The sequence below is a fragment of the Mycolicibacterium doricum genome (genome assembly GCF_010728155.1).
Lineage (GTDB): Bacteria > Actinomycetota > Actinomycetes > Mycobacteriales > Mycobacteriaceae > Mycobacterium > Mycobacterium doricum.
On record NZ_AP022605.1, the window covers coordinates 2689990 to 2711047 of the forward strand.

21 protein-coding genes and 2 pseudogenes are annotated in these 21058 nt (G+C 67.5%); 8 read left to right on the plus strand and 15 right to left on the minus strand.

What is annotated here, in order from left to right; all coding sequences use genetic code 11:
* Positions 1 to 93 precede the first annotated feature (93 nt).
* The 4 genes and pseudogenes from G6N07_RS13120 to G6N07_RS13135 form a co-directional block, all read left to right on the plus strand.
* Positions 94 to 531 (plus strand): pyridoxamine 5'-phosphate oxidase family protein, encoded by a 438-nt coding sequence (locus tag G6N07_RS13120; protein ID WP_165756755.1) that lies wholly within the window; start codon positions 94 to 96, stop codon positions 529 to 531.
* Positions 532 to 599: 68 nt separating this feature from the next.
* On the plus strand, positions 600 to 1097 hold the full coding sequence (locus G6N07_RS13125) for a flavin reductase family protein (RefSeq protein ID WP_085189960.1): 498 nt from the start codon (positions 600 to 602) through the stop codon (positions 1095 to 1097).
* Entirely contained in the window at positions 1097 to 1801 is a 705-nt protein-coding gene (locus G6N07_RS13130) for a pyrimidine reductase family protein (protein ID WP_085189716.1), read from the plus strand. The genes G6N07_RS13125 and G6N07_RS13130 overlap by 1 nt, the downstream gene beginning before the upstream one ends.
* A gap of 78 nt (positions 1802 to 1879) precedes the next feature.
* Positions 1880 to 3154 (plus strand): annotated as a pseudogene (locus G6N07_RS13135) (DUF222 domain-containing protein); the annotation flags it as partial.
* A 43-nt stretch (positions 3155 to 3197) separates the two neighbouring features.
* Here G6N07_RS13135 and G6N07_RS21030 read toward each other — a convergent pair.
* Genes G6N07_RS21030 through G6N07_RS21040 form a run of 3 tightly spaced genes read right to left on the minus strand, consistent with a single transcriptional unit; the run spans position 3198 to position 4380 of the window.
* Positions 3198 to 3638, minus strand: a complete 441-nt coding sequence (locus tag G6N07_RS21030; protein ID WP_404822131.1) for an IS3 family transposase — start codon at positions 3636 to 3638, stop codon at positions 3198 to 3200.
* Positions 3602 to 4021 carry an IS3 family transposase gene (locus G6N07_RS21035; RefSeq protein ID WP_404822132.1) on the minus strand — a complete coding sequence of 140 codons (420 nt, stop codon included), beginning with the start codon at positions 4019 to 4021 and terminating at the stop codon, positions 3602 to 3604. Before G6N07_RS21035 ends, G6N07_RS21030 begins: the two co-directional genes overlap by 37 nt.
* Positions 4018 to 4380 carry a transposase gene (locus tag G6N07_RS21040; RefSeq protein ID WP_404822133.1) on the minus strand — a complete coding sequence of 121 codons (363 nt, stop codon included), beginning with the start codon at positions 4378 to 4380 and terminating at the stop codon, positions 4018 to 4020. Before G6N07_RS21040 ends, G6N07_RS21035 begins: the two co-directional genes overlap by 4 nt.
* Positions 4381 to 4448: 68 nt before the next feature.
* Here G6N07_RS21040 and G6N07_RS21045 point away from each other — a divergent pair.
* Both G6N07_RS21045 and G6N07_RS13145 read left to right on the plus strand, forming a co-directional pair.
* Positions 4449 to 4583, plus strand: a pseudogene (locus tag G6N07_RS21045) (HNH endonuclease signature motif containing protein); the annotation flags it as partial.
* A gap of 9 nt (positions 4584 to 4592) precedes the next feature.
* On the plus strand, positions 4593 to 5345 hold the full coding sequence (locus G6N07_RS13145; protein WP_085187479.1) for an enoyl-CoA hydratase: 753 nt from the start codon (positions 4593 to 4595) through the stop codon (positions 5343 to 5345).
* A gap of 1 nt (position 5346) precedes the next feature.
* On the opposite strand, the gene G6N07_RS13150 is transcribed toward G6N07_RS13145, so the two are convergent.
* From G6N07_RS13150 to G6N07_RS13185, 8 genes are all read right to left on the minus strand, one after another.
* Complete coding sequence (locus tag G6N07_RS13150) at positions 5347 to 6507, minus strand: dihydrolipoamide acetyltransferase family protein (RefSeq protein WP_085187477.1); 1161 nt, start codon at positions 6505 to 6507, stop codon at positions 5347 to 5349.
* Positions 6504 to 7553, minus strand: coding sequence for an alpha-ketoacid dehydrogenase subunit beta (locus G6N07_RS13155; RefSeq protein WP_085187474.1), 1050 nt, complete (start codon positions 7551 to 7553; stop codon positions 6504 to 6506). The genes G6N07_RS13150 and G6N07_RS13155 overlap by 4 nt, the downstream gene beginning before the upstream one ends.
* A gap of 1 nt (position 7554) precedes the next feature.
* Complete coding sequence (gene pdhA, locus G6N07_RS13160) at positions 7555 to 8625, minus strand: pyruvate dehydrogenase (acetyl-transferring) E1 component subunit alpha (RefSeq protein WP_085187471.1); 1071 nt, start codon at positions 8623 to 8625, stop codon at positions 7555 to 7557.
* A gap of 103 nt (positions 8626 to 8728) precedes the next feature.
* Positions 8729 to 9544 (minus strand): HpcH/HpaI aldolase/citrate lyase family protein, encoded by an 816-nt coding sequence (locus G6N07_RS13165; protein ID WP_179959989.1) that lies wholly within the window; start codon positions 9542 to 9544, stop codon positions 8729 to 8731.
* On the minus strand, positions 9544 to 10029 hold the full coding sequence (locus G6N07_RS13170) for a MaoC family dehydratase (RefSeq protein ID WP_099050109.1): 486 nt from the start codon (positions 10027 to 10029) through the stop codon (positions 9544 to 9546). The genes G6N07_RS13165 and G6N07_RS13170 overlap by 1 nt, the downstream gene beginning before the upstream one ends.
* Before the next feature lie 14 nt (positions 10030 to 10043).
* Positions 10044 to 11213 (minus strand): acyl-CoA dehydrogenase family protein, encoded by a 1170-nt coding sequence (locus tag G6N07_RS13175; RefSeq protein ID WP_085187462.1) that lies wholly within the window; start codon positions 11211 to 11213, stop codon positions 10044 to 10046.
* A complete protein-coding gene (locus G6N07_RS13180) occupies positions 11210 to 13297 on the minus strand; it encodes an acetyl/propionyl/methylcrotonyl-CoA carboxylase subunit alpha (protein WP_085187459.1) in 2088 nt (695 codons plus the stop codon). The genes G6N07_RS13175 and G6N07_RS13180 overlap by 4 nt, the downstream gene beginning before the upstream one ends.
* A 4-nt stretch (positions 13298 to 13301) precedes the next feature.
* Positions 13302 to 14852, minus strand: coding sequence for a carboxyl transferase domain-containing protein (locus G6N07_RS13185; protein WP_085187456.1), 1551 nt, complete (start codon positions 14850 to 14852; stop codon positions 13302 to 13304).
* 96 nt (positions 14853 to 14948) lie between these two features.
* On the opposite strand from G6N07_RS13185, the gene G6N07_RS13190 reads away from it, so the two are divergent.
* Positions 14949 to 15578 (plus strand): SACE_7040 family transcriptional regulator, encoded by a 630-nt coding sequence (locus G6N07_RS13190; RefSeq protein ID WP_085187453.1) that lies wholly within the window; start codon positions 14949 to 14951, stop codon positions 15576 to 15578.
* Positions 15579 to 15610: 32 nt separating this feature from the next.
* On the opposite strand, the gene G6N07_RS13195 is transcribed toward G6N07_RS13190, so the two are convergent.
* Positions 15611 to 16480 carry a MaoC family dehydratase gene (locus G6N07_RS13195; protein ID WP_085187450.1) on the minus strand — a complete coding sequence of 290 codons (870 nt, stop codon included), beginning with the start codon at positions 16478 to 16480 and terminating at the stop codon, positions 15611 to 15613.
* Between the two features lie 56 nt (positions 16481 to 16536).
* On the opposite strand from G6N07_RS13195, the gene G6N07_RS13200 reads away from it, so the two are divergent.
* Positions 16537 to 18543 (plus strand): SDR family oxidoreductase, encoded by a 2007-nt coding sequence (locus G6N07_RS13200; RefSeq protein ID WP_085187447.1) that lies wholly within the window; start codon positions 16537 to 16539, stop codon positions 18541 to 18543.
* Between the two features lie 63 nt (positions 18544 to 18606).
* Here the strand turns inward: G6N07_RS13200 and G6N07_RS19715 are convergent, their stop codons facing one another.
* The 3 genes from G6N07_RS19715 to G6N07_RS13210 all read right to left on the minus strand — a co-directional run bounded on the left by G6N07_RS19715 (position 18607) and on the right by G6N07_RS13210 (position 21002).
* Positions 18607 to 18765 carry a DUF6131 family protein gene (locus G6N07_RS19715; RefSeq protein WP_099050107.1) on the minus strand — a complete coding sequence of 53 codons (159 nt, stop codon included), beginning with the start codon at positions 18763 to 18765 and terminating at the stop codon, positions 18607 to 18609.
* Positions 18766 to 18820: 55 nt separating this feature from the next.
* Positions 18821 to 19030, minus strand: coding sequence for a hypothetical protein (locus G6N07_RS13205; protein WP_085187502.1), 210 nt, complete (start codon positions 19028 to 19030; stop codon positions 18821 to 18823).
* 94 nt (positions 19031 to 19124) lie between these two features.
* The gene (locus G6N07_RS13210) at positions 19125 to 21002 is read right to left on the minus strand and encodes a S9 family peptidase (protein WP_085187444.1); all 1878 of its coding nucleotides are present in this window, start codon (positions 21000 to 21002) and stop codon (positions 19125 to 19127) included.
* Positions 21003 to 21058 lie beyond the last annotated feature (56 nt).

The window sequence follows — 21058 nt, forward strand, 5'->3', positions numbered from 1 at the left end:
TCCCTTCCACAGTATGGGTAGCCTGGCGGACACTGGTGATGCGGCGGAACCCGACAACGGGTTTGCGCGACTGGCGCAGGGAGATTGATGACCATGTCCAAGGGGCAGCAACTCGATGTCCTCAACCGCAGGCAGTGCCTCGATCTGCTGGCCGGTGTGCGCGTGGGCCGTCTGGTGTTCACCGAGGAGGGGTTGCCCGCCGTCCACCCGGTCAACTTCCGGATGAAGCGCGACGACGTCATCATCCGGGTGGCCGGCGGGGCGAAGCTCGCCGCAGCGAACCAGAACTCCGTGGTCGCGTTCGAGGCTGACGAGCTGGACGCCGATCTGCACACCGGGTGGAGCGTGACTGTGGTCGGAACGGCACATCCGATCACCGATATCGACGAGCTGACGGAAGTGTCCGGAACCTTCGTCGAGCCGTGGGTGGAGGGCCGGCGGGACAACTTCATCCGGATCGAGCCGCAGAAGATGACCGGACGCCGCTTCCGTGAGCGCGGCGTTCCACACTACGAGGGAGTGGGCGAATAACGCACCACTTCCCGGTATGAACACAGGGTGGGTCAACCGAACCGCCGGATGGCATGGACACTGTGACGATGCCGGAATCGGGAGCGGAATCATTCGAGTCACTCGTGGCGCTGCTGGACTATCCGATGTTCGTGGTCACCACCCGCGCCGGTGACGTCAAGTCGGGATGCCTGGTGGGCTTCGCAAGCCAGACCAGCATCAACCCGCCGCGCTTCTTGATCGGTCTTTCGAAGCGCAACAAGACTTTTCGGGTGGCGCAGGACGCGACGCATCTCGCGGTGCACGTCATCGCCCGCGAGAACATCGACCTGGCTCGACTCTTCGGCGGTGAAACCGGCGACGAAATAGACAAATTCGATCGCTGCGCGTGGCACATCGGGCCCGAAGGAGTGCCCGTACTCGACGGCGCCGGGGCCTGGTTCGTCGGCAAGATCCTCGATCGCTTCGAGGTCGGCGACCATGTCGGGCATGTCCTCGACCCGATCGCGGGTCAGCCTCCGGGTGAATTCACGGACTGGGTGACCTTCGCCGACGTCCGCGATGTCACACCCGGACACGAGGCCTAGTGGCGCCGCATCTCGCCGCCGTCACCGACCTCGACGAGTTGATCGAGTACTACCGCAGGCCGCCAATCGGGGTGCGGGCCAACATGATCTTCAGCGCGGACGGCGCCGCCGCGTTCGCCGGACGCGCCGGTCCCCTGTCGGATCCACTGGATCAGGCGTTGCTCCGGGAACTCCGGGGTTTCGCCGACGTCGTGCTGGTGGGCGCCGGAACGGTGCGCGCCGAGCACTACGGCCCCGTCCGAGTCGATGCGATGCCGCACCGCTGGCCCCCCGGCCGACCGATCCCGCCGATCGCCGTCGTGAGCCTGTCGGGCTTTTTGCCGGACACGTTGTTCGCCGACCCCACGCAGCGGCCCATCCTCGTGACCAGCCGGTGCGCGGCCGACGAACGCGGTTTGAGGGCAGACCAACGGCGCGACGTCCTCATCGCCGGTGAACACACCGTCGAGGTGTCGGATGTGGTGGCCCAGTTCCGGGCGCGCGGCCTGAGCCGCGTCCTCTGCGAGGGTGGCCCGACCCTGCTTGACGAGCTCGTGGCGGCGGACGCGGTGGACGAGATCTGTGTGACCTTGTCGCCGACGCTGGCCGGTGTCCAAGACGTCGGCCACGGCCGCGGAGCGCTCACCTCGCCGCTGCGGATGTCGCTCGACCACGCCCTCACTCACGCCGACTACCTGTATCTCAAATACTCCCGACGTCGATGACCAAACACTTTGGCCACTTGGGTTTCTGCTGTCCCAATTCGCGGTGTTTTGTCGGTGGTTCGAACTAGTGTTCGAGGTATGGATGGGGACTTTCACGGCGCGGTCGACCGCCTGCTGGCGGCGGTGACCGACTTGCAGACCGCCCCCATCGACGACCTGCCACACCGGCAACTGCTGGCCGAACTCGACCGCATCAAACACGCCGTATGGGCCGTGCCCAGTGTCGAGCACCGGTTGACCGGACGGCTGATCGCCGAAGCCGACCCCCACCGCCTCGGCGCCACCTCCCTGCGCGAAGTGCTGGCCAACCACCTGCGGATCACCCAGAAAGACGCCACACAACGACTCACCGACGCCACACAACTGGGCCCCCGCTACACCCTCACCGGCGAACGCGTCCAAACCGACCTCGCCCACACCGCTGACGCAGTAGCCCGCGGCGTGATCGGCGTCGCCCATGTGCGGATCATCCAGGACTTCGTGAAAAGACTGCCGACATGGGTGTCGTTCGCCCGCCGCGACGACTACGAACACGACCTCGTCACCCACGCACAGACGTTGGTGCCCGAGGACTTCCGCAAAGTCGCCGAGACCTTGCTGGCCCACATCGACCAGGACGGCGCCGAACCCGACTACCCCACCCAACAACGCCGCCGCACCGTCACGGTAGGCCGCCAGCAAGCCGACGGGATGAGCCACCTCGACGGCTGGATCGACCCCGAATTCCGGGCCTTCCTCGATGTGGTGCTGGCCAAACACGCCGCCCCCGGCGCCAACCTGCCCCACCACGACACCCACCACGACACCTACCACGACACCCACCACGACACCCACGATGCCGCCCACCACGACACCCACGACGCCGCCCGCACCGGCCGCGACCACCGCACCGCCGGCCAACGCCACCACGACGCCATCAAAACCGTCCTGCGCGACACCGTGGCCTCAGGCCGGCTCGGTCAGGTCGCCGGCGTGCCCGCCACCATCGTCGCCAGCACCACCCTCAGCGAACTCGAACACGCCGCCGGATGGGCCCACACCGGCGGCGGCAACCGCCTCCCCCTCCGCGACCTGATCCGCATGGCCGCCACCTCCCGGCACTACCTGGCGGTGTTCGACGACCACACCGAAGAAATCCTCTACCTCGGCCGCGCCAAACGCACCGCCACCACCGCCCAACGCCTCGCCCTGTTCGCCAGAGACAAAGGCTGCACCCACCCGCACTGCACCGCGCCGTTCTACTGGACCCAAGCCCACCACGCCCACGACTACCGCACCGGCGGGCGCACCGACATCGACAACCTCACCCTGGCCTGCCAACCCGCCAACCTCATGATCGACAAAACCGGCTGGATGGGCTGCCCTGCGTTTTCCGGACTGCGGATTTCGCATCCATTTACGCTGCGAGCTGTGAATTCATGTACTCGATGCGGACCTCGTGCGGTGTCCGATAGCCGAGTGCGGAATGAATTCTGCGTCGATTGTAGAACAATTCGATGTAGCGTGCAATATCTTCCTTCGCCGCCTTCCGGGTCGGGTACACCATGTGGTGGACCCGCTCATTCTTCAAACTCGCGAAAAACGATTCCGCGAGCGCATTATCCCAACATACCCCGGTGCGGCCCACCGATTGCCGCAGCCCGAACTCCTTAAGCGTGGCGGAATACTCGGCAGACATATATTGGGTGCCGCGATCGGAATGCATAATGCAATCTTGCTCCAGCTGGTGGTTGCGGGCCGCCATATCCAGCGCGTCGGTGACCAGCTCAGTGCGCATGTGCTCGGCCATGGCATAGCCGATCACCTCTTTGTTGAAGCAGTCGATGACTGTCGCCACATACAGCCAGCCTTCCCACGTCTTGATGTAGGTGATGTCGCCGACGCACTTAACCCCGGCTTATCGGCGGTGAAATCGCGGGCCACCAGGTCGGCCACCGCCTGCTCGGGCTTACCCGGGATTGTGGTGCGTTTGTACGGTTTCGGTTGCACCGCAACAAGGTTCAGCTCACGCATCAGCTTTCGCACCAACTCTTCCCCGACGTGTTCGCCGGCGCGGACCAACTCGGCGTGGATGCGCCGATACCCATAGGCGCCGTCGAATGAGTCGAACAACGTGGCGATCTTGATCTTGAGTTCCTCCCGGCGCTTCTCGGCCGTACTGGGCGGGCGCGCGGCCCACTCGTAATAGCCGCTCTTGGACACGCCCAGCCAGCGGGTCATCTGGGCGACGGTGGGAGCCTCGGCGACGTGCGCGGCGGCGTGCTCCGCGGCGATGAGCGCGTATTTCGCTCACCGCTGCTCCTCGCGAAGTACGCTGCCGCTTTTTTCAGGAAGGCGAGTTCCATCGCCATTTCCCGGTTCTCTCGTTCCAACTCGCGTAGCCGCGCGCGTTCTGACAATTGCAGCGGCGGCTCGTCCCCGGCGCGCTCCTCTCGGTATTTGCGCACCCAATTGCCGACAGTCGTCTCACTCAGCCCATGTTCACGAGCGACCTTAGCGATAGGCTGTTGCCCCTCCACCACGAGTTTGACGACTTCCTCACGAAACTCTGGAGAGAATTTCTGGTATTTCTTCGCCAATTCCCTTCATTCCTTTCCGGCTCGGACCCTATTTGGTCCGCAGTCCGGAAAGTGGGAGGCACGCCAGGACCACCCACCGCCCCGGCAACGGACGCACCCACTGGAACCCACCAAAACACCACGACACCGGCCAACCCCGCCTCAACCACCACTTCCACCCCCACCGCTACCTCAGCGCAAAGGACGACAACGAGCCCGAATAGGGTGATGGCGTGGCTGATTCCGTACTGATGCAGGTCGACGACCACGTCGCCCTGATCACCGTCAATGACCCCGACCGTCGCAACGCCGTGACCTTCGAGATGTCGGCGGCACTTCGCGCGGCCGTCGACGCGGCGGAGGCCGACCCGGAGGTGCACACGGTGATCGTCACCGGAGCCGGCAAGGCGTTCTGCGCGGGCGCGGATCTGACCGCACTGGGTGAGGCGACCGAAGACGGTCTGCGCCGAATCTACGACGGGTTCCTCGCGATAGCGCACTGCACGCTGCCAACCATCGCCGCCGTCAATGGCGCGGCCGTCGGCGCCGGGCTGAACCTGGCGCTCGCGGCGGACGTCCGGATCGCCGGCCCCAACGCCTTGTTCGACCCGCGTTTCCAGAAGCTCGGCATCCACCCCGGCGGTGGGGCGACCTGGATGTTGCAGCGGGCCGTGGGTCCCGAGGTGGCCCGGGCGGCACTGCTTTTCGGCATGCGATTCGACGCCGATGCCGCAGTCCGCCACGGTCTTGCCCTCGAGGTCGCCGACGATCCCGTCGCCGCCGCGCGAGAGTTGGCCGCCGGGCCCGCAGCCGCACCGCGCGACGTCGTGCTGGCGACGAAAGCCTCAATGCGCGCGACCGCCAACCCGGGAACGGTCGACACCGACCAGCACCGGACGGCCGTCGACATCGAACTCGGACCCCAGGCGGCCTCCATCGAATCGCCGGAGTTCGCCCGCCGGCTCGCTGCCGCCAAACGCCGGTAGGTCACAGGTCGAGCAGTGCGAGCTCCGGCGTCTCGACGAGCTCGCGCAGCTCGCCCAGGAATGCCGCAACGGTGGCCCCGTCGGCGATCCGGTGATCGAAAGCGCACGTCAACGTCATCGTCGGGCGGGCGACCACCTCCCCGTCGACGACCACCGCACGCGGCTTCAAAGAACCCATCCCCAGGATCGCGGCCTCAGGGTGGTTGATCACCGGCACACCGTCATCCAGCCCTAGGGCGCCGAAATTGGAGACGGTGAAGGTCGACCCCGACAACTCGGCTGGCCGCATCCGGCCGGCGCGAGCCTCCTCGACCATCCGCGCCACCGCCGCTGCGAGTTCGCGGGTCGTCTGGTCCTGCGCGTCGGCGATCACCGGCACCAGAAGCCCCCGCGGGGCGGCGACGCCGAATCCGAGATGAACGGCGCTGTGCCGGTGGATCTGCGGGCCGTCCGCCGTCTCGATCCATGTCGCGTTGAGCGCTCGGTGGTGTCGCAGAGCCACCGTCAGCAACCGTAAGGTCAACACGAACGGCGTCACGGGCGGGTCCGAGTCATGCAGCCTGTCCCGCAGCCGCAACAGCGCGCCGCCGTCGACCGTGACGCTGGCGTGGGCGTCCGGGATCTCGCGTCGCGCCAACGACATCCGCCGCGCCATCTCGGCCTGGACACCACCGACGGTGAACTGCTCCCGGGCCGGTGCCCGCCTCTGCGCCGCACGCTGCACGTCGTCGCGGGTGACCACCCCGTCCGGACCCGAGGCGCTGACGGCGGACAAATCGACGTTCAGCTCGGCCGCGAGCTTCCGCACCGCCGGTTTGGCCCGCGGACGCCCGGATGGTGCGCGGGTGCGTCTGCTCGAATCCATGGCCTCGTCCGCGCCGTAGCCGACCAACACCGATCTGCGCTCGGAGCCAACCGGTACCGACGTGGCGATCCGCACCAGTAGCGATCCCACGTCGAGCGTCTGCCCCTCGTCGCCCCCGCGCTCAACGATCCGGCCGGCATGCGGGCTCGGGATCTCGACCTCCGCCTTGTTCGTCTCCACGGTGCACAGCGTCTGGTTGAGCTGCACCTCGTCCCCAACCTCGACCTCCCACGAGGTGATCGTCGCGTCCTGCAGGCCCTCGCCGAGGTCCGGAACCAGGAAATCGTGCACACTCATGGCATCTCCAGGGCACGCTGCACGCAGTCGAGCAGCCGGTCCACTCCGGGAAGCCACAGCTTCTCCAGGCGCGCCGGTGGATACGGGGTGTCGAATCCGGTGGCGCGCAGAACCGGGGCCTCCAGGTCGTAGAACAGCTCTTCGGAGATCCGTGCGGCCAGTTCGGCGCCGAAGCCGAGTGTCCGCGGGCCCTCGTGCATCACCACCGCGCGCCCCGTCCTGCCCACCGATGCCGCCACGGTGTCGAAGTCGAGGGGGCTGAGCGAGCGCAGGTCGACGACCTCGAGCGACCAACCGTGAACGGCCGCAGCATCCGCGGCGGCCAGTGCCGTCGTCACCAGCGGTCCGTACGTGAGCACCGTGACGTCGGTGCCCTGGCGGCGCACCGCAGCGCGTCCGATCGGCAGACCGGGCTTCGCGGTGTCCACGGTCTCCCGAGCCCAGTACCGCCGCTTCGGTTCCAGATAGATGACCGGGTCGCGGGCAGCGATCGCGTGCCGCAGCAGCCAGTACGCGTCGGATGGACTCGACGGGGTCACCACCTTGAGGCCCGCCGTGTGCACCCAATACGTCTCCGTCGACTCCGAATGATGTTCGACCGCGCCGATTCCGCCGAACGACGGGATGCGGATCGTCACCGGCATGTCGACATCGCCGCGAGTACGCATGCGGTACTTCGCGAGATGACTGACCACCTGGTCGAACGCCGGTGCGGCGAACCCGTCGAACTGGATCTCGGGCACGGGAACGAAACCGCGGATCGCCATGCCGATCGCGATACCGACGATCGCCGACTCGGCCAGCGGGGTATCGAAACATCGCTGCTCGCCGAACGTTTCGGCCAGCCCCTCGGTCACGCGGAACACCCCACCCAGGGTCGCGACGTCCTCACCGAACACCAGCACCCGGTCGTCGGCGGCCATCGCATCGTGCAGGGCACGGTTGATCGCCTGCACCATGGTCGACTCGGTGACGGGCGGGACGTCGGCGAACAATGGCTGGTCATCGCCGCTCGCACCGGGGGGCCGCTCGATCAACTGCGTCATGTCACGCCTCCTTGGCCACCTCGGCGAGCAACCGGTCGCGCTGCTCGGCGAGATCCGGGGTGATGTCGTGGTAGACGGTGTCGAACACCTCGGCCACATCGACGTCGGGCGCACCGACCACCGCGTCACGAAGTTCGGCGCGCAACCGTTTCGACCTGGCCGTCACCCGGTCCTCCAGCCGTTCGGTCCACACGCCTGCACCCTGCAGGTAGGCGCGGTACCGCGGAATCGGGTCGAACGCGCGCCACCGGTCCACCTGCGACTGGTCGCGGTAGCGGCCGGGGTCGTCGGAGGTGGTGTGCGGCCCCAGCCGATAGGTGACCGCCTCGATCAGCGTCGGCCCGTTCCCCGCGCGGGCCCGCTCGGCCGCCTCCGCCATCACCGCGAAGCACGCCAGCACGTCGTTGCCGTCGACCCGCACCCCCGGCATGCCGTAGCCGGCGGCGCGGTGGGCGATCGACGGCCCGGCCACCTGGCGCTCCACCGGAACCGAGATCGCCCACTGGTTGTTCTGCACGAAGAACACGCACGGCACCTGGTAGAGGGCGGCGAGATTCATCGCCTCGTGCACATCGCCTTCGCTGGTGGCGCCGTCCCCGAGGAAGACCGCCGTCACGGAGTTCTCGCCGAGGCGCTGGGCGGCCATGGCCGCGCCGACGGCGTGCAGGCCCTGGGTACCGATCGGGATGGAGATCGGCGCACAGCACTTCGCGGTGAATCCCAGACCGCCGTGCCATGCACCCCGCCACACCGCCGCCAGCTGTGCCGGAGAGATGCCGCGCAACAGAAACGCGCCGATCTCCCGGTACTGCGGGAACAACCAGTCGGTCTTGCGCAGACAGGCGGTGGCGCCGACCTGTGCGGCCTCTTGACCGTGGCAGGACGCGTAGAGCGCCAGTTCGCCCTGGCGCTGCAGGTGCACGAATTCGGTGTCGAGGTCGCGGGTGACGACCATCGTCTCGTAGAGCCAGGACAGGGTTTCGGGAGGCAGGTCGCGGCTGTAGCGCTGATGTGCGCTCGGTGCGCCGTCGGCGCCGACCAGCCGCACGGGTTCCAACTCGACGCCGGCCATACCGCCTCCTTCAGGTCGCATCGACGGCATGTTCGGCCGTCCGACGACTTCAGGTGCTCAGCGTGTGGCGGTCAGAGCGGGAACCCCGGTGTAGGGATGCCGGCTAGTTGCCTGGGTGTGGCGCCAACCCGACGATGCGCTCCGCTCGCCTCAGCACTGGGGCATCCACCATTATGCCCTCGAACTGGAAGACGCCGCGTTGATTGCGCGCCGTGTCGAGGACCCGGCGCGCCCAGTCGGCTTGTTCGGCGGCGGGTCGGAATCGGTCACGGATCACCGCCACCTGGGTGGGGTGGATCGCGACCTTGGCATCGAACCCGACCGCGACGGCGTCGTCGACCTCGGCCCGCAGACCGTCGAGATTCTTGATGTCGAGGTATACCGAGTCCAGGGCCAACCGCCCGTAGGCTTTCGCCGCGAGCAGCGTCTGGGACCGCACGTGGACCGCCACGTCCCGATACCTTCCGTCCGGCCAGCGGTTGGCCGTCCCACCGGTGGCTGCGAACAGGTCCTCGGCGCCCCACATCACCGCGAACGCGTTGTCCGCGCGGGTCGACTCGACGACGTTGAGTGCGCCCAGCGGTGTCTCGACGAGCACCACCACCTTCAGTGGCGCCAGTGCGCTCACCCGGTCGGCGCTCTCGGTCTTGGGCAGCATGACCGTGGTGTAGTCCGTGCGTGCCAGCGCCTCCAGGTCGAGTGCGTGGTCGGAGGTGGCCGCCGGGTTGACCCGGACGACGGTGCGGGCCGGGTCCAGTGGGGTGTCGACAAGCGCGGCGCGCGCCCCCTCCCGGTCCTTGGCGGCCACCCCGTCCTCGAGGTCGAGGATCACCACATCGGCTGCGGCAGCGGCCTTGTCGAACCGTTCGGGCCGGTCGGCCGGGCAGAACAGCCAGCCGGGCCCGTTGTCGCCGAGCATCAGTTCTCCTCGGCCGGCTGCTTGCGCACCATGGCCTTCCGCGCTGCGGTAGCGACGACCTCGCCGTGCTGGTTGCGCCCGACGTGGGAGAAGGTGACGATCCCCTCCCCCGGCCTGCTCTTGGACTCGCGCTTCTCGAGCACCTGGGTCTCGGCGTAGAGGGTATCCCCGTGGAACACGGGCTTCGGGAACGCCACCTCACCGAACCCCAGGTTGGCGACGATCGTCCCCTGAGTGAGCTGTGCGACCGACAGACCCACCAGCGTCGACAGCGTGAACATCGAGTTGACCAACCGTTGGTGGAACGGCGGCATCGCATCCGAGAAGGCCGCGTCGAGATGCAGCGCCTGGGTGTTCATGGTCAGCGTGGTGAACAGGACGTTGTCGGCCTCGGTGATGGTGCGCCCCGGCCGGTGCTGATAGAGCACGCCGGTCTCGAACTCCTCGAACCACAGTCCGCGCTGGGCGATGACCTTGCTGCCCACGGAGGCCTCTCCGGTCACAGGCCGGCCTGTCTCGCGATCAGCATCAGCTGCACTTCGGTCGTCCCCTCGCCGATCTCGAGGATCTTGCTGTCGCGGTAGTGCCGTGCGACGGTGAACTCGTTCACGAAGCCGTAGCCACCGAAGATCTGTGTGGCATCGCGCGCGTTGTCCATCGCGGCCTCGCTGGCCACGAGTTTGGCGATCGCAGCCTCCTTCTTGAACGGCCTACCCGACAGCATCAAAGCCGCGGCGTCGTAGTAGGCGGTGCGGGCGACGTGCGCACGGGTCTCCATCCGCGCGATCTTGAAGGCGATCGCCTGATTGCTTCCGATGCTGCGACCGAAGGCTTCACGGTCCTTGGCGTAGCGGACGCTCTCGTCCACGCAACCCTGCGCCGCGCCGACCGACAGTGCGGCGATCGCGATGCGGCCCTCGTCGAGGATGCGCAGGAAGTTGGCGTAACCCCGCCCTCGTTCACCGAGCAGGTTCTCCTCGGGCACCCGCACGTCGTCGAACGACAGCGGATGGGTGTCGGAGGCGTTCCACCCCACCTTGTTGTACGCCGGTTCGGCGGTGAAGCCGTCGGTGGGCACGGGGACGAGGATCGACGAGATCTCCTTGCGCCCGTCGGTCTCACCCGTGACGGCGGTGACCGTCACCAGCTTGGTGATGTCGGTTCCCGAGTTGGTGATGAATTGCTTGCTGCCATTGATCACCCAGTGCCCGTCGTCGAGGCGGGCCGTGGTCTTGGTGGCTCCCGCGTCGCTGCCGCCGCCGGGTTCGGTCAACCCGAACGCTGCGAGCGCCTGGCCACTGGTCAACTGCGGCAACCACTCACGCTTCTGGGCCTCGTTGCCGAACCGGTACACCGGCATTGCCCCGAGCGATACGCCGGCCTCCAACGTGATCGCCACGCTCTGGTCGACCTTGCCCAGTTCCTCCAGCGCGAGGCACAGCGCGAAGTAGTCCCCGCCCATCCCGCCGTACTCCTCGGGAAACGGCAGGCCGAACAGTCCCATGTCGGCCATGGCGCGCACCACCTGGTACGGGAACGAATGCTCCTCGTCGTGTTTGGCGGCCACCGGCGCCACGACCGTACGGGCGAAATCGCGCACAGTATTGGCGAGCTGTTCGTAATGGTCCGGCAGCGTGCCGGACGACAAGAAACCCGAGGAGTCGGTCACGATTGTTGCGCTCCTATGTCGGTAGCGCGAATCCGGGCCAGCGGCTGGCCCACCTTCACCTGGTCACCGACCGCGACGAGCAGTTCCACCACGCCGTCGACCGGCGCGGTCATGGCATGTTCCATCTTCATCGCCTCGACGGTCACCACCACAGTGCCCGAGGCGACCTCGGCGCCGTCGTCGGGGCCGACGGCCACCACCGAACCCGGCATCGGACTGGTCAACTCGGCATCACCGCTGTGCGCGTCGTCCTGGCGCACCGGAGCCTCGCGCACCTCCGCGACGGCGACCGTGCGGCCCCCGCCGGCCAGCCACATCTGCCGGCCGTCGGCGGCCAGCCACATCTGCCGGCCGTCGGCGGCCAGCCACATCTGCCGGCCGTCGGCGGCGACGAGGTAGTCGGCGCGCAGACCGTCGATGGTGACGACAAGCCGGTCACCCTCGAGTGTGGCTGTCAAAGAACGAGTTTCGCCGTCCTCGATCCTCGCCCTGGCAGCCTGTGGGGTGCCGGTGAGGCGGACGTGGTCGGTGCGCTCACCGGACTGCAGGCGATGGGTCGTGGGCGCGTGGTCGCCGATGCGCCACCCCGTCGGCACCGCCCACAGGTCACCGCCGGGTGCCGGCCACGCCTGCAACCACAGGTAGGCTGCCGCGGCGATCAGGGCCTCGTCGCTCACCGGCGCGTGCGTGTAGTCGGGCGCCCGGCGGTCGAGCAGGCCGGTGTCGAGCCGGCCGGCGACGACGTCTGGGTCGGCGAGCAGGAACCGCAGGAAGTCGACGTTGGTGTCGACGCCCAGGACCGCCGTCCGCGCGAGCGCGCGGTCGAGCGCGCGCAGAGCGGCCGAACGGTCGGCCCCGTGGGCGATCACCTTGGCCAGCATCGGGTCGTAGTCGCTGCCGACCACTGCGCCGCGGCTCAGTCCCGAGTCGACACGGACGCCGACGCCCGTGGGTTCCGCTAATCCGTGGACGGTCCCACCGGTCGGCAGGAAGCCGCGGCCCGGGTCTTCGGCGTAGACGCGGGCCTCGACGGCGTGCCCGGTCATGACGATGTCGCCCTGGGCGATGGTCAGTTTCTCTCCCGCGGCGATGCGGATCTGCTGCTCGACGAGGTCGACACCGGTGACCATCTCGGTGACCGGGTGCTCGACCTGCAGGCGGGTGTTCATCTCCATGAAGAAGAACTCGTCGGGCCGGTCGGCCGACACGATGAACTCCACCGTGCCTGCGCCGGCATAGCCCACGCTACGCGCGGTGTCGCACGCCGCCGCGCCGATCCGGGCGCGCGTCGCCTCGTCGAGCAGCGGCGACGGCGCCTCCTCGATCACCTTCTGATGGCGACGCTGCAGACTGCACTCGCGTTCGCCGAGATGCACGATGTTGCCGTGCCCGTCGGCGAGCACCTGCACCTCGATGTGGCGCGGGTTGAGCACGAACCGTTCCAGGAACAGCGTGTCGTCACCGAACGCGGCGGCCGACTCCCGGCGGGCCGAGATGAGCGCGGCGGGCAACTCGCTCGGGTCACGCACCACCCGCATGCCCTTGCCGCCGCCACCGGCCGCCGGTTTCACCAGCACCGGGAAGCCGACTTCCTCAGCGCCACCGATCAGGTCGTCGTCGGTCAGCCCCGGGCGCGAGATCCCGGGGACGACGGGCACGCCGAACAGCGAGACCGTCGCCTTGGCCGCGATCTTGTCGCCCATGGTCCGGATCGCCCCGACGGGCGGGCCGATGAACACGATGCCCGCGGCCTCTAGTGCCGCGGCGAAATCGGCGTTCTCCGAGAGGAACCCATAACCCGGGTGTACGGCTTGGGCTCCGGTCTGGCGCGCTGCGGACACGACCGCGTCGATGTCGAGATAGCTCTGCCGGGCAGCGGCGGGTCCGATCCGAACCGCCACGTCGGCCTCCGCAACGTGGCGGGCGCCGGCGTCGGCGTCGCTGTACACCGCCGCCGAGCGGATGCCCATCGCGCGCAGGGTGGCGATGACCCGTACGGCGATCTCTCCGCGGTTGGCGACCAGCACGGTGGTGAATCCCCCGTCGCTTCGCTGGCCCCTGGTGTCGAACGTGTGGTGTGTCATGCGATCACATCCGGAAGACGCCGTAGGAGACAGGCTCCAGAGGCGCCTGTCCGACAATGGAGAGAGCCAGCCCGACAACGGTTCTGGTGTCCGCAGGGTCGATGACGCCGTCATCCCACAACCGCGCCGTCGAATAGTACGGGTTGCCCTGGCGTTCGTACTGCTCGCGAATCGGTGCCTTGAACTCCTGCTCCTGTTCGGGCGTCATCTCGCCGCGCACGGTGGCCAGCACCGACGCCGCTTGTTCACCGCCCATCACCGAGATCCGGGCATTCGGCCACATCCACAGGAAACGGGGCGAATACGCGCGGCCGCACATCGAGTAGTTTCCCGCGCCGTAGGAGCCGCCGATGACGACGGTCAGCTTGGGGACCCGCGCGCACGCCACCGCGGTGACCATCTTGGCGCCGTGTTTGGCGATCCCCGACGCCTCGTAGTCGCGACCGACCATGAAGCCGGAGATGTTCTGCAGGAACAGCAGCGGGATCGCACGCTTGTCGCACAGCTCGATGAAGTGGGCGCCCTTCTGCGCGGATTCGCCGAACAGGACGCCGTTGTTCGCGACGACGCCGACCGGGTGGCCGTGGATGCGGGCGAATCCGGTGACCAGTGTGGCACCGTATTCGCCTTTGAACTCCGCGAACTCGCCGCCGTCGACGATGCGGGTGATCACGTCGTGCACGTCGTAGGACACCCGTGAGTGGACCGGGACGATGTCGTAGAGCTCGCTCTGATCGGACACCGCGTCGACGGTCGGGGCGACGTCCCATGGCGGCGGCTGGGGTCTTCCGAGGGTCGCGACGATGCGCCGTACGATCCGCAGCGCGTCACGGTCGTCGCTGGCGAGGTGGTCGGTCACGCCGGAGGTCTTCGAGTGCAGGTCGCCGCCGCCGAGGTCCTCCGCGGACACGACCTCACCGGTGGCGGCCTTCACCAGCGGTGGTCCGCCGAGGAAGATCGTGCCCTGATTGCGCACGATGACCGCTTCGTCGCTCATCGCCGGCACGTAAGCCCCACCGGCGGTGCAGGATCCGAGCACAGCAGCGATCTGCGCGACGCCCCGGGCACTCATGGTGGCCTGGTTGAAGAAGATCCGGCCGAAGTGGTCGCGGTCGGGGAACACCTCGTCCTGACGCGGCAGGAAGGCGCCGCCGGAGTCGACCAGGTACACGCACGGCAGCCGGTTCTGCGCGGCGATCTCCTGGGCGCGCAGATGTTTCTTGACCGTCACCGGGTAGTACGTGCCGCCTTTGACCGTCGCGTCATTTGCGACGACCATGCATTCCCGTCCGGAGATCCGCCCGATGCCGGCAATCAACCCTGCACCGGGACAGTCGTCGTCGTACATCCCGTCGGCGGCCAGCGGGGCGATCTCCAGGAACGGACTGCCCGGGTCCAGCAGGCCGTCGACCCGGTCGCGCGGTAGCAGCTTGCCGCGGCCGACGTGGCGCTCGCGCGCCTTGGCCGACCCGCCGAGCGCCGCGCCCGCGAGCTTGGTGCGCAGCCCCTCGACGAGCGCTATGTGCTCGTCACGATATGATGCCCGCGGCGCCATCGGAGAACCCGTTCGTTTGAGTTAATGACGAATAACTCGTGGTATGTTAATCATGATTAACACCCGATGTCCACCTCCACCTCAAGAGGCGTGCGCATGGCGTCGAAAGCAGCCGCGGACACCCGCCGTCGCCAGGCGAAGTCAGATCGTCGCAGCCAGCTGATCGCCGCGGCGGAACGCCTTGTCGCCGAGAAGGGTTACCTGGCGGTCCGCCTGGAGGACATCGGTGCGGCGGTCGGCGTCAGCGGACCCGCGATCTACCGGCACTTCCCCAACAAAGAGGCGCTGCTCGTCGAGTTGCTGGTCGGCATCAGCACCCGGCTGCTCGCCGGTGCACGCGAGGTGCTCGCCGGTTCGCCGGACGCGGCGACCATCCTCGACGGGCTGATCGACTTCCACCTCGACTTCGCGCTGGGCGAGTCCGATCTCATCCGAATCCAGGACCGGGACCTCATCCACCTGCCCGATTCCGCCAAACGGCAGGTGCGCCGGTCGCAGCGGCAGTACGTCGAGATCTGGGTCGAGGTGCTGCGCGCCGTGGAGCCCTCGATCGACGAGGCGGAGGCGCGGCTGATGGCCCACGCCGTGTTCGGTCTGCTCAACTCGACCCCGCACAGCGTGAAATCCGGGCCCGACAAAGCGGCCGAGGTGAACTGGCGCACTGTCCTTCGAGCGATGACAGTGGCGGCGCTGGCCTCGGCCGGGCGGCTACCGGTTGAGCGGTGAACGTGCGCGAAGTTGTCGGACAGTTCGTCGGATCAGTGCGTGAGGAACTCCACCACCCCGTCGTCGAGCACCACGCGCGCATTGGATCCGTCCGGCTGGCTCGCCTCGGTCCGAAACACCGCGGTACCCGACTGCCCCCGCCAGACCGACGTCGTCAACGTCTCACCGGGAAAAACCGGCGAACTGAATCGCACCGAAATCGCCCTGATCCCAGTGGCATCGCCGCCGCACAACTCTGCCACCAGCGCACGGCCGGCCACCCCGTAACTGCACAGTCCGTGCAAGATCGGAGTCGGGAACCCGGCCAGCCGCGCGAACCAGGGATCGCTGTGCAACGGGTTGCGGTCGCCGGAGAGCCGGTAGATCAGCGCCTGGTCCTCACGGGTCGGCAACGCCACACGGGCATCGGGGTCACGCTCGGGGAACTCCGGCGCGGGCGGCCGCTGCCCGGGCTGACCTCCGAAACCACCCTCACCGCGGATCACCAGCGTCACGAGCGACTCGGCGACTGGTTGACCGGTGTCGGGGTCACTACCGGTCGCCTTGACCATCACGACCGCGTTCTTGCCCGGACCCTTGTCCTGGATGTCGGCAACCTCGCTGACCACGCTGAGCTTGCCCGCCGGCTGCAGCGGCGCGAACAACCGGATGGCCTGTGATCCGTGCAGTAATCGGCTGAAGTCGAAGCTGCCGATCTTGGCAGCCGCCGCGAACGGCGAGCAGGCGATCACTGCGAAAGTCGGCAGTACCTGCTGATCGATGCCGTGACTGTTCTCCGTGGTGAACGCAAGGTCGGCGGTACCGGCGCCGACACCCAGTGCGTAGAGGAGAGTGTCACGGTCGGTCCACTCGAACAGTTGGGCGGCAGTGGTCACGCCCACGGCGTTGGGATCGATTGGCATGAAACGCAACGCTAGCCCAGATTGACGTTCCTCCGTCGACACACCACGATATTCGTATGCGCTATGTCGTTACCGGCGGTACCGGGTTCATTGGGCGACGTCTGATCGACGAGCTCCTGGCCCGGCCGGACACCACGAAGATTCATGTACTCGTCCGACGCGGGTCGCTACGACGGTTCGAGGAACTTGCGCTGAGATGGGGCGCCGGGGTCGATCCGCTGGTGGGTGATCTCACTGAACCGGGCCTCGGACTGCCCGACGACGTTGTCGCCGACCTAGGGCCGATCGACCACGTCGTGCACTGCGGCGCAATCTATGACATGACCGCACCCGCAGACCGGCAGCATGCGGCGAACGTCGACGGCACCCGCGCGGTGATCGCCCTGGCCCGGCGGCTGGATGCGACGCTGCACCATGTGTCGTCGATCGCGGTGGCCGGCAACCATCCCGGTAGGTTCACCGAGAACGACTTCGACGTGGCACAGGAGCTGCCCACGCCGTATCACCGGACCAAGTTCGAAGCCGAGTCGCTGGTCCGGAACGCCGAGGGACTCCGGTACCGGATCTACCGGCCGGCCGTCGTGGTCGGCGACTCCCGGACCGGTGAGATGGACAAGATCGACGGACCGTATTACTTCTTCGGGCTGCTGACCAAACTGGCCGCCCTGCCGCGCTTCACCCCGATGATGCTGCCGGACGTCGGACGCACCAACGTCGTGCCGGTGGACTATGTCGTGGCCGCGATGACCGCACTGATGCACCTCGACGGATGCGACGGACAGACTTTCCACCTGACGGCGCCCGAGACCATCGGCCTGCGCGAGATCTATCGCGGTGTCGCCGCCGCGGCTGGGCTGCCGCCGCTGGTCGGCTCCCTACCCCGGGCCGCGGCGACCCCACTGCTGCGGGTCAACGGTCCGGCCAAGAGGCTGCGTGACATGGCCGTCACCCAGCTAGGCGTGCCGGCGGAGATCCTCGACGTGGTCGAACTGGCGCCCACATTCAGCAGCGAACACACCGTCGCGGCGTTGGGCGGCACCGGGATCGCGGTTCCGGACTTCTCGACATACGCCCCTGGGCTGTGGCGCTACTGGGCTCAGCACCTCGATCCTGACCGGGCCAGGCGCGACGATCCCGCTGGCCCGCTGGTGGGTCGGCACGTCATCATCACAGGGGCCTCCAGCGGAATAGGGCGCGCTTCGGCCATAGCAGTTGCCGCCCGTGGCGCCACGGTCTTCGCGCTCGCACGAAACGGCGCCGCACTCGACGAGCTGATCGCCGAGATCAGCGCTACCGGCGGCGATGCGCATGCGTTCACGTGCGACATCACCGACTCATCAGCGGTCGAGCACACCGTCAAGGACATCCTGGGCCGTTTCGGCCACGTCGACTACCTGGTCAACAACGCGGGCCGCTCGATCCGGCGCTCGGTTGTCGCGTCGACCGACCGGCTGCACGACTACGAACGGGTGATGGCGGTGAATTACTTCGGGCCCGTACGCATGGTGCTCGCACTGCTGCCGCACTGGCGTGAACGGCGGTTCGGCCACGTCGTCAACGTCTCCAGCGCCGGCGTGCAGGCGAACAGCCCGAGATACAGCGCCTACATTCCGAGTAAGGCCGCCCTCGACGCGTTCTCCGAAGTGGTGGGCACCGAGACTCTGTCCGACCACATCACCTTCACCAACATCCACATGCCGCTGGTGAAGACGCCGATGATCGCGCCGTCGGGCAGGCTCAACCCGCTGCCACCGATCAGCGCCGAGCACGCCGCCGCCATGGTGGTCCGCGGGCTGATCGAGAAGCCCCCCCGGATCGACTCACCCGTCGGCACCCTGGCCGACATCGGGATGTACTTCACCCCGAAACTGACCCGCCGTGTGCTTCATCAGCTGTATCTGGGATTTCCGGACTCCTCCGCGGCCCGCGGCGTCACCGAGGACCCGCCGGTGCCGCAGCGTCCCACCAGCCGGACGAGACGGCCGACTCGCCCGGTTCCGGGCCTTCGTATTCCCCGTCCGGTCAAGCGGGCGGTGCGGTTGGTACCGGGCGTGCACTGGTGAGCGAGCCGGCAGGCGACCCGCAGTTGGGACCGCCGGACCAGGGTTCGCTAATACCAGGGTTCACTAGTACCAGACTTTTCGGCCTCCGACCGCTCGGCCGGTCGCTCCGAGAATCCAGAAGACCGCACCGACCACGATGAGCACCACACCGATGTAGGTGAGGACGTCCAAGGCAGGCACCACGAATCCCAGCACCACCAAGATGATTCCGAGAATGATCATCGCGTACTCCTTCTCCTTTTACTTGTTGGCACCAGTTACTTGTTGGCACCAGTCATCACTGGCTCGGCTGCGGGATCTGCACCTCGGTGCAGTCCACCTTCGGATTGACGCCCGCGTAATTGAGTGGGCCGGCCACGACGGTCAACGCCACCCGAGCTGCGGTGGCGCAGTTGGCCTCCCCCGACTGGAAATAGTCGCGCTGGAAGGCGGCCACCACGCCGATCAGCAACCAGACCAGCACAACGACGCCGATGATGCTTCTCATGGCCAGCCTCCGTACCATTCGCGCCGCTGTGACGCGCACGACTGTTTACCCACCGGACAATTTCTCCAAACCTGTTGCCCGGGGCGGACGGTCGTCAGGACACCGATGTCTCCGAGAACGCCTTGAGCAGCCACGTCGTCATCGCATTGACCAGCGCGGCGCGGTTTTCCCGCTTGACGATCTCATGCCCGTCGTCGTCGAACACCAGCAACTCGACAGTGCGGTCCAACGCCCGCAATGCCTCGAACATTTGCTGTGATTCGGTGGGCGGCACGTTCGTGTCGTTGCCGCCGTGCACCAGCAGCAGCGGGGCGGTCAGGGCCGACGCCCGCAGCAGCGGTGAGAGCCGCTCCAGAAGGTCACGGTCGCCGATCGGATGCCCGTACTTGGGATAGGCGGCCGTGGCGATCCACGGCTCGGTGTTGCGATACCAGGTGTTGAGATCGCTCATCCCGCAGATGCTGATGCCCGCCGCGAACAGCTCGGGGTGAAACGTCAACGCCGCCTGCGTCAGATAACCGCCGTAGGACCAGCCACAGCAGGCGATGCGGTCTGCGGGTACGGCTTCGTGCTCGACCAGATAGCGCACACACTGCGCTACGTCGTCGATGGCGGCGAACCGCAACTCCTTGTCGTCGGCGTGCATGAACGCGCGACCGAATCCGCCGGAGCCACGCACGTTGGGGGTGAACACGGTGATCCCCGCAGCCAGCAACGCAGGGTAGTACTCGTTGTAACCGGGCCGGGACTGGCCCTCCGGGCCGCCGTGCAGGAAGATCATCGCGCCGACCGGTTCGACCGGTGCGGGTGGGCGGTACAGCCAGCCGGTCAGCTTGAGCCCGTCGCGGGCGATGACCACCTCCAACGTGGGATCCGCCGTCAGCGGACCCTCACTGGGTTCGCGGTCCACCCGCTGCCACTCACGTGAGCGTGGATCGACCAATTCGACCGTTGGCGGCAGCGACGGGCTCTCCACCGTCATCGCGACCATCGAACCGCCCGCGCTGATCGACAGCTCCGTCGCGACGAGGCCGGGCAGCGCGATGGGTTCGGACAACGTGTTGTCGGCGTACTCGAGGATTTGCAACTCACTGCAGCCGTTGACATTCCACAGCAAGGCAACGGTCGATAGATCGTCGCTGACGACGAACTCGTCGAGGTCGAACCCCGGCTTCTCCGCGACGACGTGGTAGGAGACGGCCTCCGCCGTGGTGGTCACCTCGATGAGCCGCGCGTGCGTTCCGCCGTTGTCGCTGCGGATCAGCGCACGCACATAACCCTCGGTGCTGTTGGGTCCGTAGTCCTTGGCCGGGTAGTAGAGCGTAAAGCTCTCACCCATCGGGCCCGACCGCAAGCGCCGTGGGCCGTGGTCGTCGAGGATGTAACCCATATCGGTGGTCGAACCCGGGTCATAGGGCAGCAGGGCGGTTTCGGTGAGCCCGCGCAGCATGATGAGGTCTCGGTAGCCGCGCGGCCCGACCCGCACCAGCGCGGCGCCGGCCCAGGCGTCCACCAGTCGGCCGGCCGTGCGGCGGTCCAGCACGATGGTGGCGCCGTCGGCCGGGTCGATCAGGCACGAACTGCCGACGCCGTCCTGACCCGTCAGGATCGCAGCGACCTGCGTACCGTCCCAGCCGATGAGTTCGGCGCTGCCGTCCGGCTGATCCTGGGGCCACGAGTCGATGCGGCGAGCGTCCCGGTCGTCGGGATCGGTTGTCACCACCCAGATCTGGAATCGGTCACTGCCGTCGGGCGCGACCTGGCAAGCCAGCCAGTGCCCGTCGGCGGAGTGCATGACGCGGGTGACCGGGCCCTCGACGGGCAATTCGACGTCTCGTGAGGAACTCGCCCGCCAGCCCCGAAGGAACCGCTGCACCGCCCGGGGGAAGCCGCCGTCGTCGACGAGGTGGGCGAACGCCGTCGCATCAGGCGACAGCGACGCACCGTAGTTCGCCCGCACCTGACGTCTCACGCGTCGAATCTCCTCATCCTCATCCTGATCCTCGCGACCGAGCGGCCACCTTCGAC